Consider the following 13,870-nt stretch of genomic DNA (forward strand, 5'->3'; position numbering starts at 1 on the left):
TGTGCAGGCAAAAGAAAACTCGCTAAACTTCTTGCAAACAAGGAGAACCAATATGCTTAACACGCGTCACTGGGATCGGCATAAAACGGGCGGTCTGAATTTCACCGAATTAGGCTTTGGCACCGCGCCATTGGGAAATTTATACAAAGCGATTTCTGACGCTGAAGCGCGGGCAACATTAGATCAAGCCTGGGAAAGCGGAATGCGCTATTTTGATACAGCCCCCCTTTATGGGCTGGGTCTAAGCGAAACCAGATTGAATGGTTTTTTACGCGATAAACCGCGGGATCAGTATCTTTTGTCAAGCAAAGTCGGGCGGATCATGAAACCCTGCGCTCCTGAAGCGCGCACGGGGCTGGGGAAATGGTTCGACGTGCCCCAGCGCCAAGAACAATATGATTATTCTTATGATGGGGTCATGCGCTCGGTAGAGTTTTCACTTGAGCGGCTTGGCGTTAGCCGCATTGATATTTTATATGTCCATGACTTATGCGTTTTCACCCATGGATCAAAACAGGCCTCGGATGCACGTATCGATAGTTTTTTTGACGAAAAAGGCTATGCGGCGATGCTTGAACTGCGCGATCAAGGCGTCATTAAAGCCATTGGGGGCGGGGTGAATGAATGGGAAGTATGCCAAACCTTGGCCGAGCGGGGTGATTTTGATCTCTTCTTGTTGGCCGGGCGCTATACGCTGTTAGAGCAGGAGGCCTTGGAAAGCTTTTTACCGCTCTGCGAAGCGCGCGGAATCGGCATCGTTACAGGGGGGCCTTATAATTCGGGTATTTTGGCAACCGGAGCCGTACCCGGCGCATTTTACAACTATGATCCTGCCCCTGCCCATATTATGGAGAAAGTTGCCAAAATCGAGGTGATTTGCGCGCAATTTAACGTTCCTCTTATCGCTGCGGCGATCCAGTTTCCGCTCTTGCACAGCACGCATATGGCCGTCATTCCAGGCGGGCAAAGCGCAGAGCAAACGCGCTCGAACATTGCAGCTTTGCAATGTGACATTCCAAGCGAACTTTGGACCAACTTAAAATCCGCCGGGCTGATGCACCCAGATGCACCAACAGGACCGCCCAGATGATCATCGATGCACATCAACATTTTTGGCACCCCCTGCGCGGCGATTACGGCTGGATGCCCGAAGATAATCCAACGCTGAACAGAGCCTATGCCCCAAAAGACCTGTTGCCGATCCTGGCGCGGCACAATATTGGCGGCACCATCCTTGTTCAGGCGGCGCCCAGCGTGGAAGAAACCGAATATATGCTGGGCTTGGCAGATGGCTGCGATGCCATTTTAGGCGTTGTTGGCTGGGTCGATTTTGAAACCCCCAGCCAACGCCAAACGCTCGCGCGATTATCGCAGCATCCAAAGTTTGTAGGGGTGCGCCCGATGATCCAAGATATACCCGATGTCAATTGGATGCTCAGGGCGGATATCCAATGGGCCTTCGAAAGCATCTGTCAGCTCGATCTGAGCTTTGATGCGCTTGGATTCCCTCAACATTTGCCGAATTTTTTAACGCTGGCGAAGCGGTATCCTGAAATGAGAACGGTATATGACCATTGTATGAAGCCGCAAATTCGCGATGCTATGGGCGGACAAGACGCGTTGACAAAATGGGCTGAAGGGATCACCGCTCTGGCCAATATTGGCAGCAGCTATTGCAAATTATCAGGCTTAATCACCGAAGCGGGCGAGGGCTGGACAAAAGCCGATTTAAAGCCATTTTCCGATCACATATTGCAAAGCTTTGGGGCCGATCGCGTGATGTGGGGCTCAGACTGGCCGGTCTGCCGCCTTCAAGGCGAATATGACGTTTGGTTAAGCGCAGCCCAAAGCCTCACCTCGCATTTAACGCCGCTCGAGCAAGCGAAGGTGTTTGCGCAAAATGCCCGAAATTTTTATCACTTGCGATAACGCGGCCTAAAGCGCGCTGTTCTGTATTAAGGCTTTTATGTCGCTAGGGGTGATCTCCGAACGCTGGTGCCGCGGCGTGGCGACGTGCAGCGCCGCCGCCGCTTGGGCATATCTAAGCGCAGATTCCCAAGGGATCTGCGCAAGCCGCTGCGCCGCCAAGGCGCCAACAAAAACATCCCCTGCCCCATGCGAAGACAAAGACGGCACCTCAAAAGCAGGAAAGCTTTGGCAGGCGCCATCGGGCAAAATCAAATCAAGCCCATCCGCCCCTTTGGTTATGATCTTAGTTAATCTCTGATAGGCAGGGTTAGAAAAAAAGGCTTGATAGAACTGCGCTTCGACACGGTTCATAATCACCACATCCAGCTGTCCCATCAGCGCCGGCCCAATCTCGCGGGCTGGCGCAGCATTCAGCCAAACCTCGCTGCCGTTTGCGCGCGCGCGTTGCGCAAGTGCCAAATTGATCGCCTCGGGAATTTCATTTTGCAGCAAAAGCAGGCCAGTCTCCGCGTCAAGCGACACTTGCGCTGCATCAATCCGCAAATTGGCTTCAGAGACGATCACCGCGCCGTATTCGCCGCCCGTCTCCAGGATCGCTACGCTCATCCCACTGGCCCCGGCATCTTGCTGCAATTGCGACAGATCCAAGCCAGACTCTTGCAAAACGCGCAATAAACTCTTGCCAAACTCATCTTGGCCAAGGCGGCCTACGAAATAGGTTTCGGCGCCATTGCGCTGGGCAGAAACCGCCTGATTGCCCCCTTTACCGCCAAAATCATACGCCACCTCACTGCCGCGCACCGTTTCATCGCGCTGCGGTAAATTGGGTGCTTGCACCAAAACATCCCAATGCAAAGCCCCAAGCACGCAGAGCCGCGTCATGCGAAGAGGCTGCCCTGAACGATGCGCATCGCATTGGGCGCATCTTGCTGGGCAATCGCCCGCTGCAAATCGGCATTATCGGCCAGACGGGCGGCGATAGGCAGTAATTTGTGAATTGCGGCAATATTGCTCTGGGCTTCGGCAACAGGATCCAAGCCGGAATGGTCGGGGAATGTGTCAAAATACAACGCGCCGTGATAGTTTAAACGTTGCAGTTCAACCAAAAGCTCAACCGTTTGGATCGGATGCACCGCCGCCACCATCAACCCATTATCCCATTTGCCATAGCCATCGTTTAAATGAACTCCAAGCAGCTTCGAATGCCGCGCAATCAAACTGGCCGCAAAGGCCGGCATTTCATCCGCATAAAGCACATGCGCAAAATCTAACGTTACGCCGGTATTCGCGCGGCCAATCTCTTTAAGCGCCAAAAGCGTGGTTGCACCATCCGGCATAAGCGCGAAAGCCCGCGGCTCATTCGGTTTATATTCTAAAGCAATTTCAATATCTGGATTATGATCCGCCACCTCGGCGATCGCTTGAACCGTATCATCCCAGATTTTGGAATAATCGGCCTGAAAGGAATAATCGAACCCATCTTGCCCCATCCAGAGCGTCATCAAAGACCCGCCAAGTTCTGCCAAAGCATCCAAGCCCGCCTTCGTTTCATCAATCGCAGCGCGGCGCACCGTTGGGTCTGGATTGGTAAACGCGCCCAGCTTGAAACCCGGATTAGTGTAATAGCGCATGGCCAAACCGTTCAACACGATCTGTTGATCTTGAAACAGATGCTTTAAATCTTGCATCGATACATCGGCAAAATGATCCGGGTAATTGAGATCAGCAGCGTTGAGCCCTGCGGTTGCCGCGCGCGTCAGCAGGTCAATCGTAGTAATTTTGTTTTTTCCAGGCCAGTACGCCTCTGCCCCGATTTTAAAAGCGTTCAAACGCCCCGCAAATTTGATATCGCTGCCGGTTTTCATTTATCCCCCGTTTCTTCTGCTGAGCGAAGGCTAACACTGGCCCCGAAACTTAGCAATCTGAACCCGTGACCAAACAAAGACGCAGCGAATTGCCCTAGCTGAACCCATCAGGCGCTAAAAGCTTTGATCCGCAAAATAATCTGTGCTTATCTTTAGAGACTTTTCTCGCGCCACGGGCCATTTGCCACCACGTGGCGCAAAAACAGAGTAATTAAGGAAATAGTGATGTATGGTGAAGTTCAAGGAACGGGGTTTAAAACGATTGATCTCCGCTTTGACGCCTGCTTAACCGGGCATGGGCGCGTTGAACGGCTTTGGAGCGGCGCGCGCTGGCTGGAAGGCCCGGTTTGGTTTGCCGCTGGACGCTATCTTTTGATCTCAGACATTCCCAATAACCGTCTTTTGCGTTGGGATGATACGGATGACAGCATGTCCGTATTTCGCAGACCCTCAAATTATTGCAATGGCAATACGATTGACCAACAGGGGCGCTTGATTACCTGTGAGCATCTCACGCGGCGCGTCACGCGCACCGAACATGATGGATCGATCCGGGTTTTGGCAGATGAATTTAACGGCAAAAAGCTAAACTCACCCAATGATGTGGTGGTGAAATCCGATGGATCTGTATGGTTTACCGATCCGACATACGGCATTTTAAGCGATTATGAGGGCCGCCGGGCACCGGCCGAACAAAGCGGCTGTCATGTATATCGAATTGATCCGGAGACATCCGATATAAAACAAGTGACCCGCGACTTTATGCAACCCAATGGTTTGGCGTTTAACCCAGATGAAACCGCGTTATTCATCTCTGATACGGGGGCGTCGCATGCGGAAAACGGACCAAAACATATTCGCAAATTTAACCTTGGCGAAAACGGGCAAACGCTGAGCGAAAGTACGGTCTTCGCCGAATGCAGCGCAGGCTTGTTCGATGGATTTCGATTTGACGATGCGGGCCGGCTTTGGAGCTCTGCGGCGGATGGCGTGCATTGCTATGATCCAGATGGCACTTTGATCGGAAAAATACTCATTCCCGAAATGGTCGCCAACCTATGTTTCGGGGGCGCTGCCCGAAATCGGTTGTTTATCGCAGGCACCACCTCGCTTTATGCGGCCTATCTCAATGTCAACGGCGCCTAACGTAATTGCCTTGGGTCAATCTAAATTTAAGGCATAGAAATCATTCTTTTGAGAAATGCGGGCCAGATCATGAGCGCCACGCGCTGTCATGGAAGAACCGTGTGAAACGCGTCTCGATAGGGTTGCGCAGACGCCGGCAATTCACGCTTTAAAAAGAAATTATGATCCGTCACCTGACGCCTCAGAACCGGCAACATCTCTTTAAATGCGGCATAAATTGATGGGCTTGGGACCGGCAGATCATCCTTTATCAACGCATGCAGCTGCGCCAAGCGATAATATGGCACCATCGGAAACATATGATGTTCTACATGATAATTCATATCCAGATAAATAAACCGGCTGATCCGGTTCATATAGACCGTGCGCGTGTTTAAACGGTGATCCAAAACATCTTCTGCCAATCCGCCATGCTGCAACACGCCCGTCATCACGTGATGCCACGCGCCATATAGCCGCGGCAATCCAATCACCATCAAGGGCAGAATGGACCACAAAATAAGTGCAAGCGCACCGGTTGCTGTATAGATCACCACCCAAATCCGCGCAACATGGATAACCTTTTTGGCTTCGACCTCAGGCACATAGCAAGCTTCCTCAGGATGCAGCTTCCCGCTTGCGTGAAGGCACATCCGCGCCCAGCCATTATAGGCGTCAATCAGCCCAAAAAAGTTGATAACAATGCTGACCAAAGCCGGGGGGCGCATCATCAACAATTCAGGATCGCGACCAATAATATACGTATCGGTATGATGGCGCGCGTGGCTCCACCGCCACGTATAGGGGTTGCGCACCATCATGAAGCTCGAAATATGATAGACCACATCGTTCATCCACGGCGTTCGGAAGGCGGTCCCATGCCCGCATTCATGCCAGCGCGAATCCGAAGCAGATCCGTATAAAACCCCATAGGCGAGCCAAAATGGCAGCGACCAAAGGCTGGGCCAAAGCGCAATACCGGCCAGCGCAAAACAGAACATCAAGCCATATAGAATGGCTGTATCGCGCAGCGCAGGCCCATCCGAGCGCTTCATCAAGGCTTTCATGTCTTTTCGAGACACATCCGAGTGATACCACTCTGCTGCAGCCAACCCCGTTTCAACCGCATTACGCCCGTTTTCTCCCAAAAGGCTATAATCACGCTGCATCCTGTCGCCCCCCAATCTTTCATCTAAAGATGATTGTATAGCGTGTAGCTTACGCGTTATTCTGTTGAGAGCCAGTTCAAAAAAACAATCCGGCCTCTAAAATAACCCATCGCTTTTTTGAGACAGTCAGATCTGGCGTTTTATGGCAGCGCGCCGAAGCAGACACGCCTTTTCAAGCAAACCATCAATCAAGAAAACCGAGCGCAGGCATAAATAATATACACTTAAAACGTGTATTTTTACTTATTTTAAATGGATTAAATTTTAATATACGAATTTAGATGCACGTTTAAGTGGAATATTTTATGTTGTGTATAATAAAAGAAAGCAATAATCATGCCATAAATTAAATTATTGCATTAAGCTGCATGTAAATATATTAAATCATTATAAAGCAATGCCTTACAAGATAACCCCTGCATAAAGGCCCGGCAATTTTAAACCAAACGATCCTGTGGATAACTCTGTGTGCAAATATTAGAGCGTCACCATTTAACATGATTGACACAGGGATTATATCGAGGCTGCAACTTCCATTTTGAAATTAAAATTTTGAATATAAGCTATCGGCCATTCGGCCAGTTCAATTGGTACAAGAAAATGCATACATGTATTTCGAAATATTAAGACTTATTTTAGTGTCCGAAGTGCGCATTGGACGACCGTTAATATTCATTAAAGAACCACCGCACACGATAGGGATAACATATCCCCGGCAAAAAACCGTTAAAAATTAAGGCAGCTAAAAAGCTTTAGCTGCCTTAACAAGTACCAGAAACAACATTGTTAAAATCGTTAGAATGAAAATCCAACCTTAAGGCCAACCGCCGAAACGGTATTGTTTTTGTAGGATGCTGTAAGTCCAGATACATGAGCAAGGTCAACGTCTCCGGGCATAGTATAATTGTACCCTCCGCTAATCGTCATATTACCTGTGGTGTAACGTGCACCCAAACTTATCGACTGATACCCGTTTCGTAACGTAAACGGGTCGGCTGTGGTTTTCCCACCGCCAGCCTCAGTAGCATAAGAAATCAGCCCTGACATTTGTTCAGTAAACTTTCGCCCTACACCAATTGAATAAGTCGTCCGATTGGCAAAATCACTGCTGATTCCATCAACTCCACCGAGTAGAGTTCCAGCACCTAATTGGGGTATTTCTATTTGTGCACTTTTCCATGAAGCCTGATGGATAGAACCAAACAAAAGAGTATTTGCCGCTATTCCACTTTGGAAATTAAGCTTTATACTTTGAGGAATACTCATAGTTTCGCCCGTAACATCCGTCAGAGAAGTAACGGCACCACCTTTAGATTGGGCTTTGAAATTTGAGACTTTGGTTTTGGATTGTGACAACAACTCAACGCGTAAAGCTATATCACTCACTTCGTAAGCCGCACCAAAAGTTGGTACCGTAGCATCACCTGAAACCTCATAATGCCCTGTCAAGGCCGTAACTGTGGCGCCCGACGCGATAGAATATTGGTTAGCTCCAGCTATTAAGGAAAATTCATCGTTTAACTTATATTTAGCTAACAATGCCAAAGAATTCACAGTTACGTCAGCGTCCGGAACGACCGAACACGTTGCTGAGATAGTAGCACAGGTAGCCAAACTTGCATCGCTTCCACTTAGCTGAATGGCACCAGACATGTAGCGAGCCAAACCTAGCGTTATACCGCCAACATCGGTTTTAAACGCGAACGCCGTTCGCGTTTGATTTTTAGCCATTTTTGTTTTGGCTGTATTTGCTTGCGTAGTAGCTTTTACACCATAGGTAATTGATGCGGTTCCGACTTCTGCATAATTGCCCTGTTGGTACATAAATGACGTGTCGAGTGTGCTGGCTTCCCACCCTCCGGCCGTTGCATGTGACGCAGCAAGTAGTAAAGGCACTGCCCATAATTTTTTCATTGTTAACCCTCCCATTCTAATCGAAACGCTAACGGTTAAGCCATTGCATTACAATTAAGAAAATGAGCGTTGCCAAAATCAACAGTTTTAGAATTCTAAATCGTTCCGCTTCTATGATTCACGCCAAAGCTGGTTTATAACACATAAAATCAAAGCCCATTCCTCCACTGTAAAGAAACTTAGGAAATAAAATGAAAGCCATGCTTTGCGAAAAATTTGGCCCACCAGAAGATCTGGTGCTCAAAGAGGTCGCGGACCTTACCCCCTTAGCGGGTCAGGTGCGCATTGCGACTGAGGCCTGCGGCGTAAATTTCCCCGATACGCTGATCATTGAAAATAAATATCAGTTCAAGCCCGACCTGCCTTTTGCACCGGGCGGCGAAGTCACCGGGATTGTGGATGCCGTCGGCGATGGGGTCTCGCAAGATCTGCTGGGTCAACCTGTGATGTGTATGACCTTATCGGGGGGGTTTGCAGAGCAAACGCTATGCAAAGCCGAAGATCTGATTGCACGCCCCAGCTCTATGCCAAGCACCGTTGCAGCCGGGTTTACCATGACCTATGGCACCTCGATGCACGCGCTGAAACAGCGCGCGCAATTGCAAGCCGGCGAAACACTATTGGTCCTGGGCGCCGGCGGCGGCGTTGGGTTAGCCGCCGTTGAAATCGGCAAACAAATGAACGCCACGGTCATCGCAGCCGCCAGCTCGGCAGAAAAATTAAACGCGGCCAAAAACGCCGGCGCCGATCACTTAATCGACTATTCGCAGCAAGATCTGCGCAGCGCGCTGAAGGAGATCGTCGGCAAAAAAGGCGTTGACGTGGTCTATGATCCCGTTGGCGGAGACATGTTTGAAGCCGCGCTCAGATCAACAGCTTGGGGCGGGCGCGTTCTTGTTGTTGGCTTTGCCTCGGGCGACATCCCCAAAGTACCCGTCAATCTTGCGCTCTTGAAAGGTTGTTCGATCGTTGGCGTGTTCTGGGGTGCATTTCGGCTTAATTACACCAAAGAAGATAATGACAATTTTGAACAGCTTTTTGCATGGTATGAAGATGGGAAGCTGAAACCTTACGCCTCGAAGATCTATGCATTAGAAGCGGCCGCACAGGCGTTAAACGATCTAAAGAACCGCAAAGCCGTGGGTAAAATTGTGCTCAAAACAACATAATTGTCGGGAAAATTTACAAAAGGGCCATTTCAACCCTTAATCTTGGATTCAGCGCAGCGTTGCTTTTAGAACGCCAATCTGCGACTGTTTCCATAAGGTTATATAATTTTGACAATTTATCCGATATAGAAGCGAGATCCTCATGAACGTATTCGGCACCGCCACCCTTCTCACCACATTTCTAGCCAGCTCTATCGCAGCGGATCCGCTGGTTGGAAAATGGCAAACCGTCGCCGATGACAATGGCAATTTCGGCCATGTTGAAATATCGGCCTGCGAAACTTCCCTATGCGGTGTTTTGGTTCAAAGCTATGGAGCAGATGGGAAAAAACGAGACAGTGAAAATATTGGCCGTACATTGATCTGGGACATGCAAAACCAAGGCGACGGAAAATATGGCAATGGCAAAATTTACTCGCCCGATCGCGACAAAACATATTCCTCTAAACTCGTTCTAGAAGGGGATGCGTTGAAAGTGTCAGGATGCGTGCTGTTTATCTGCCGCGATGGCGGGACATGGACACGCGTTAAATAAAGCAAGCCTCTGCATAGACCTGTGTAAACTTATGATTTAAATTTATTCGTAAAATACAATTTGATTATACCGTCGCAGAACGGCGTTGATTGGATGATCCCAATGGGTTTTCCTTTCAAATATCTAGGCAATAAGAATGTCACGAAATTTGGCTATGCCTGCTATCCATAAAAGAACCCTTCGATCGGCTTGTGAGAATACGCCGATCTGGCTTTAGGCTTAACCTTGTCCAAAAGCTTTGTATTTTGTATTATTGTCAGCGCGGTTTGTCTAAAAGGTATTTATTTCGCCTCTGGGATGCGAAGTCTTTATTCCTATATAAGAGCGTTTCTGGAAGGCTGTTTTGCATTATGTCTGCGCCGTGGAGGGTCGCTCTGGCAACACTCACCACGCGTTGTGGTTGTTTATTTTTAGCGCTGTGAGGGGTTTTGGCGTGGGATCACGAGAGCAGCTGGCGGCTGGGCGGGTTTTATTTGTTTTATAGGGGTGCTTTTTGTGGGTTTGCGTTGGGGTTCTGTGTGCGAGGCCATGCATGTTTATCGCTCTTATGAGTACGATTTAAACGCCTGTTCTAGCACTCGCGCATGCAGATTTATCTTACGCGTTGGGCAGGGTGTAATTTGGGGTAAGTATTGTGATCGTTTTGAGAGATACGCGGATTTGGTATTTTCTAGGTTTGGCGGTGACTTACTCTCCCACGCCTTAAGACGCAGTACCATCAGCGCAACGGCACTTAACGGCCGGGTTCGGAATGGAGCCGGGTGTTTTGCTCGTGCTATGGCCACCAAACCGAGGAAATACCAAATCCAAGTCAAGCATGTATGTGTGTATGCTTTTTGATGTGAGTAATATCTGACTATTACTGGATCAAATCAAGCCTATCGAGCCATTAGTACCGGTCAACTGAACGCATTACTGCGCTTACATCTCCGGCCTATCGACGTGGTGGTCTTCCACGGCTCTCAGGGATACCTTGTTTTGAGGGGGGCTTCCCGCTTAGATGCCTTCAGCGGTTATCCTGTCCGATCATAGCTACCCTGCACTGCTGCTGGCGCAACAACAGGTCCACCAGTGGATCGTTCACCCCGGTCCTCTCGTACTAGGGGCAACTCCTCTCAAGTATCCTACACCCACGGCAGATAGGGACCGAACTGTCTCACGACGTTCTAAACCCAGCTCACGTACCTCTTTAAACGGCGAACAGCCGTACCCTTGGGACCTGCTCCAGCCCCAGGATGAGATGAGCCGACATCGAGGTGCCAAACACTGCCGTCGATATGGACTCTTGGGCAGTATCAGCCTGTTATCCCCGGCGTACCTTTTATCCGTTGAGCGATGGCCCTTCCACTCGGGACCACCGGATCACTATGGCCGTCTTTCGACTCTGCTCGACTTGTCAGTCTCGCAGTCAGGCTGGCTTCTGCCATTGCACTCAACGAGCGATTTCCGACCGCTCTGAGCCAACCTTCGCGCGCCTCCGTTACTCTTTAGGAGGCGACCGCCCCAGTCAAACTACCCGCCACGCAGGGTCCCGGATCCGGATAACGGACCGCGGTTAGACATCAAAAGTGCGAAGGGTGGTATCTCAAGGGAGGCTCCACCGAAACTGGCGTTCCGGTTTCAAAGCCCACCACCTATCCTGCACATCACAATTCTGATGCCAGTGCGAAGCTGTAGTAAAGGTGCACGGGGTCTTTCCGTCTAACCGCGGGAAGCCTGCATCTTGACAGGCAATTCAATTTCGCTGAGTCTACATTGGAGACAGCGGGGAAGTCGTTACGCCATTCGTGCAGGTCGGAACTTACCCGACAAGGAATTTCGCTACCTTAGGACCGTTATAGTTACGGCCGCCGTTTACCTGGGCTTCAATTCGGAGCTCTCACCCCTCCTTTTAACCTTCAGGCACCGGGCAGGCGTCAGACCCTATACGTCGTCTTGCGACTTCGCAGAGCCCTGTGTTTTTAGTAAACAGTCGCCACCCCCTGGTTTGTGCCCCCAGCCAATACTTGCGTAGAAACTGGGCCTCCTTCTCGCGAACTTACGGAGGTATTTTGCCGAGTTCCTTCAATGTAGTTCTCTCAAGCGCCTTGGTATTCTCTACCAGTCCACCTGTGTCGGTTTAGGGTACGATCTTATGGAGGGCTATTTCCAGGGACTGATCAGCGGCCCCTCCAATCCAATAAGGAGGAACAACCTTCACAATCCGTCACCATCTCCTGGCCCAGGAATATTAACCTGGTTCCCATCGTCTACGCCCTTCGGCCTCGACTTAGGGGTCGGCTTACCCTGCTCAGATTAGCTTTAAGCAGGAACCCTTGGACTTTCGGCGAGAGTGTCTCTCACACTCTTTGTCGCTACTCATGTCATCATTCTCACTAGTGATCTCTCCACCGGATGCCTTACAGCCCGGCTTCACAGAAAGCTTCGCGTCTCCCATGACCCCAAAGGGATCAAAAGAGACAGGAAACTATGTCACACTACGCTCCGCTACCATGCATTAAATGCATCCGAAGTTTCGGCTCATGGCTTGAGCCCCGTTACATCTTCGCCGCAGGACAACTTATTTAGACCAGTGAGCTGTTACGCTATCTTTAAAGGATGGCTGCTTCTAAGCCAACCTCCTGGTTGTTTTGGTCGTCCCACCTGCTTTCCCACTTAGCCATGAATTGGGGGCCTTAACTGTCGGTCAGGGTTGTTTCCCTCTCCACGACGGACGTTAGCATCCGCCGTGTGTCTGCCATCTAGTACTCCCGGGTATTCGGAGTTTGGTTAGGATCAGTAAGCCTGTGGGGCCCCATTACCCATCCAGTGCTCTACCCCCCGGGGTATTCGGATGACGCTCTACCTAAATAGATTTCGCGGAGAACCAGCTATCTCCGAGTTTGATTGGCCTTTCACCCCTAGGCACAGCTCATCCCGATCCTTTTCAACGGATGTGGGTTCGGTCCTCCAATACGTGTTACCGTATCTTCAACCTGGCCATGCCTAGATCACTCGGTTTCGGGTCTGATCCATCTAACTCATGCGCCCTATTAAGACTCGCTTTCGCTGCGCCTACACCTAACGGCTTAAGCTTGCTAGATAGACCAAGTCGATGACCCATTATACAAAAGGTACGCTGTCACATCGCAAGGATGCTCCAACTGATTGTAGGCGTTCGGTTTCAGGTACTGTTTCACTCCCCTCGTCGGGGTGCTTTTCACCTTTCCCTCACGGTACTGGTTCGCTATCGGTCAGTAAGGAGTACTTAGCCTTCGGGGGTGGTCCCCCGATCTTCAAACAGGATTTCACGTGTCCCGCCCTACTTAATACATCCTTCAAAGCTTCCCATACGGGGCTGTCACCCACTATGGCTGACCTTTCCAGGTCATTCTGGTCACTTATCAGGCTTGGCTGGTCCGCGTTCGCTCGCCGCTACTAACAGAGTCTCTAATTGATTTCCTTTCCTCCGGGTACTTAGATGTTTCAGTTCCCCGGGTTTGCTCTTAAAACCCTATGTATTCAGGTAATAAGTACCTGTTTATGCTCATTATTGACACCCAAAAGGGTAACAATAACAAACATTCAGGTGGGTTGCCCCATTCAGAAATCCATGGATCAAAGCTTATTCTCAGCTCCCCATGGCTTATCGCAGAGTATCACGTCTTTCATCGCCTCTTACTGCCAAGGCATCCACCAAACGCCCTTTTCGCGCTTGATTTGATCCAGAAAAAGTCAGACTTGCGTCTGAATGATGCCAAGCTGGTTCACCAGGCATCTCATCTTCCGGTCAAAAGTCATACTTTCCCGCTCAAACACATGTCGGTGTGTTTGAACTGTTGAGCAACATTACTGCTGCTCGGGTTAGTGTACTTGACTTGGACAACATGTTCGTTTCAACCCAGCATACTTAAGGGCACCCGAGGAAAAGGGTGGATCCAAAAGCTCTCCACAAGCCTAAACTTGCTTCACCAAATTGAGATCATCCCGCTACTTCGGGCGATCAAACAATGTTGATATTTGTATCTCTCTAAACGATGTCAATGCGTCCAATCGGACGGCGAAACACAAACCATTGTGCTTCGCGATCTGATCAAAACTTGTTATATGGTGGAGCCTAGCGGGATCGAACCGCTGACCTCCTGAATGCAAATCAGGCGCTCTCCCATCTGAGCTAAGGCCCCC

Annotated in this window: 9 protein-coding genes, 1 tRNA gene and 2 rRNA genes; 5 read left to right on the top strand and 7 right to left on the bottom strand. The window is 49.9% G+C overall.

The genetic code is table 11. The annotated features are described in order from the left end of the window. Nucleotides 1-52 precede the first annotated feature (52 nt). Complete coding sequence (locus UM181_16840; GenBank protein WQC62946.1) at nt 53-1,090, top strand: aldo/keto reductase; 1,038 nt, start codon at nt 53-55, stop codon at nt 1,088-1,090. Next, on the top strand, nt 1,087-1,929 hold the full coding sequence (locus UM181_16845; GenBank protein ID WQC62947.1) for an amidohydrolase family protein: 843 nt from the start codon (nt 1,087-1,089) through the stop codon (nt 1,927-1,929). Before UM181_16840 ends, UM181_16845 begins: the two co-directional genes overlap by 4 nt. A gap of 6 nt (nt 1,930-1,935) precedes the next feature. Here the strand turns inward: UM181_16845 and UM181_16850 are convergent, their stop codons facing one another. Both UM181_16850 and UM181_16855 read right to left on the bottom strand, forming a co-directional pair. Further along, complete coding sequence (locus UM181_16850; GenBank protein WQC62948.1) at nt 1,936-2,811, bottom strand: PfkB family carbohydrate kinase; 876 nt, start codon at nt 2,809-2,811, stop codon at nt 1,936-1,938. Next, complete coding sequence (locus tag UM181_16855) at nt 2,808-3,794, bottom strand: TIM barrel protein (protein ID WQC62949.1); 987 nt, start codon at nt 3,792-3,794, stop codon at nt 2,808-2,810. The genes UM181_16850 and UM181_16855 overlap by 4 nt, the downstream gene beginning before the upstream one ends. A 225-nt stretch (nt 3,795-4,019) precedes the next feature. Between UM181_16855 and UM181_16860 the strand changes: the two genes are divergently transcribed. Then, nucleotides 4,020-4,940: an SMP-30/gluconolactonase/LRE family protein gene (locus UM181_16860; protein ID WQC62950.1), complete on the top strand. Its 921-nt coding sequence runs from the start codon at nt 4,020-4,022 to the stop codon at nt 4,938-4,940. 86 nt (nt 4,941-5,026) lie between these two features. Here the strand turns inward: UM181_16860 and UM181_16865 are convergent, their stop codons facing one another. Next, nucleotides 5,027-6,088 carry a fatty acid desaturase gene (locus UM181_16865; protein ID WQC62951.1) on the bottom strand — a complete coding sequence of 354 codons (1,062 nt, stop codon included), beginning with the start codon at nt 6,086-6,088 and terminating at the stop codon, nt 5,027-5,029. Nucleotides 6,089-6,883: 795 nt separating this feature from the next. Continuing rightward, a complete protein-coding gene (locus UM181_16870; GenBank protein WQC62952.1) occupies nt 6,884-8,002 on the bottom strand; it encodes a hypothetical protein in 1,119 nt (372 codons plus the stop codon). 191 nt (nt 8,003-8,193) lie between these two features. Between UM181_16870 and UM181_16875 the strand changes: the two genes are divergently transcribed. Together UM181_16875 and UM181_16880 are read left to right on the top strand one after the other, a co-directional pair. Next, nucleotides 8,194-9,171, top strand: coding sequence for an NADPH:quinone oxidoreductase family protein (locus UM181_16875; protein WQC62953.1), 978 nt, complete (start codon nt 8,194-8,196; stop codon nt 9,169-9,171). 142 nt (nt 9,172-9,313) lie between these two features. Further along, nucleotides 9,314-9,706, top strand: coding sequence for a DUF2147 domain-containing protein (locus UM181_16880; GenBank protein ID WQC62954.1), 393 nt, complete (start codon nt 9,314-9,316; stop codon nt 9,704-9,706). Between the two features lie 674 nt (nt 9,707-10,380). Here UM181_16880 and rrf read toward each other — a convergent pair. From rrf to UM181_16895, 3 genes are all read right to left on the bottom strand, one after another. Next, nucleotides 10,381-10,495: ribosomal RNA gene (gene rrf / locus UM181_16885) — 5S ribosomal RNA — on the bottom strand. A 79-nt stretch (nt 10,496-10,574) separates the two neighbouring features. After that, nucleotides 10,575-13,406, bottom strand: a 23S ribosomal RNA gene (locus UM181_16890). Between the two features lie 387 nt (nt 13,407-13,793). Continuing rightward, nucleotides 13,794-13,869, bottom strand: a tRNA-Ala gene (locus tag UM181_16895). Nucleotide 13,870: the final 1 nt, after the last annotated feature.

This window comes from Alphaproteobacteria bacterium US3C007 (assembly GCA_034423775.1).
GTDB lineage: Bacteria > Pseudomonadota > Alphaproteobacteria > Rhodobacterales > Rhodobacteraceae > Thalassovivens > Thalassovivens spotae.

What these genes read in the sequence shown, in the direction of transcription:
- UM181_16840 (WQC62946.1), top strand. Translation starts at nt 53, where the DNA reads ATGCTTAACACGCGTCACTGGGATCGGCATAAAACGGGCGGTCTGAAT.
- UM181_16845 (WQC62947.1), top strand. Translation starts at nt 1,087, where the DNA reads ATGATCATCGATGCACATCAACATTTTTGGCACCCCCTGCGCGGCGAT.
- UM181_16850 (WQC62948.1), bottom strand. Translation starts at nt 2,811, where the DNA reads ATGACGCGGCTCTGCGTGCTTGGGGCTTTGCATTGGGATGTTTTGGTG.
- UM181_16855 (WQC62949.1), bottom strand. Translation starts at nt 3,794, where the DNA reads ATGAAAACCGGCAGCGATATCAAATTTGCGGGGCGTTTGAACGCTTTT.
- UM181_16860 (WQC62950.1), top strand. Translation starts at nt 4,020, where the DNA reads ATGTATGGTGAAGTTCAAGGAACGGGGTTTAAAACGATTGATCTCCGC.
- UM181_16865 (WQC62951.1), bottom strand. Translation starts at nt 6,088, where the DNA reads ATGCAGCGTGATTATAGCCTTTTGGGAGAAAACGGGCGTAATGCGGTT.
- UM181_16870 (WQC62952.1), bottom strand. Translation starts at nt 8,002, where the DNA reads ATGAAAAAATTATGGGCAGTGCCTTTACTACTTGCTGCGTCACATGCA.
- UM181_16875 (WQC62953.1), top strand. Translation starts at nt 8,194, where the DNA reads ATGAAAGCCATGCTTTGCGAAAAATTTGGCCCACCAGAAGATCTGGTG.
- UM181_16880 (WQC62954.1), top strand. Translation starts at nt 9,314, where the DNA reads ATGAACGTATTCGGCACCGCCACCCTTCTCACCACATTTCTAGCCAGC.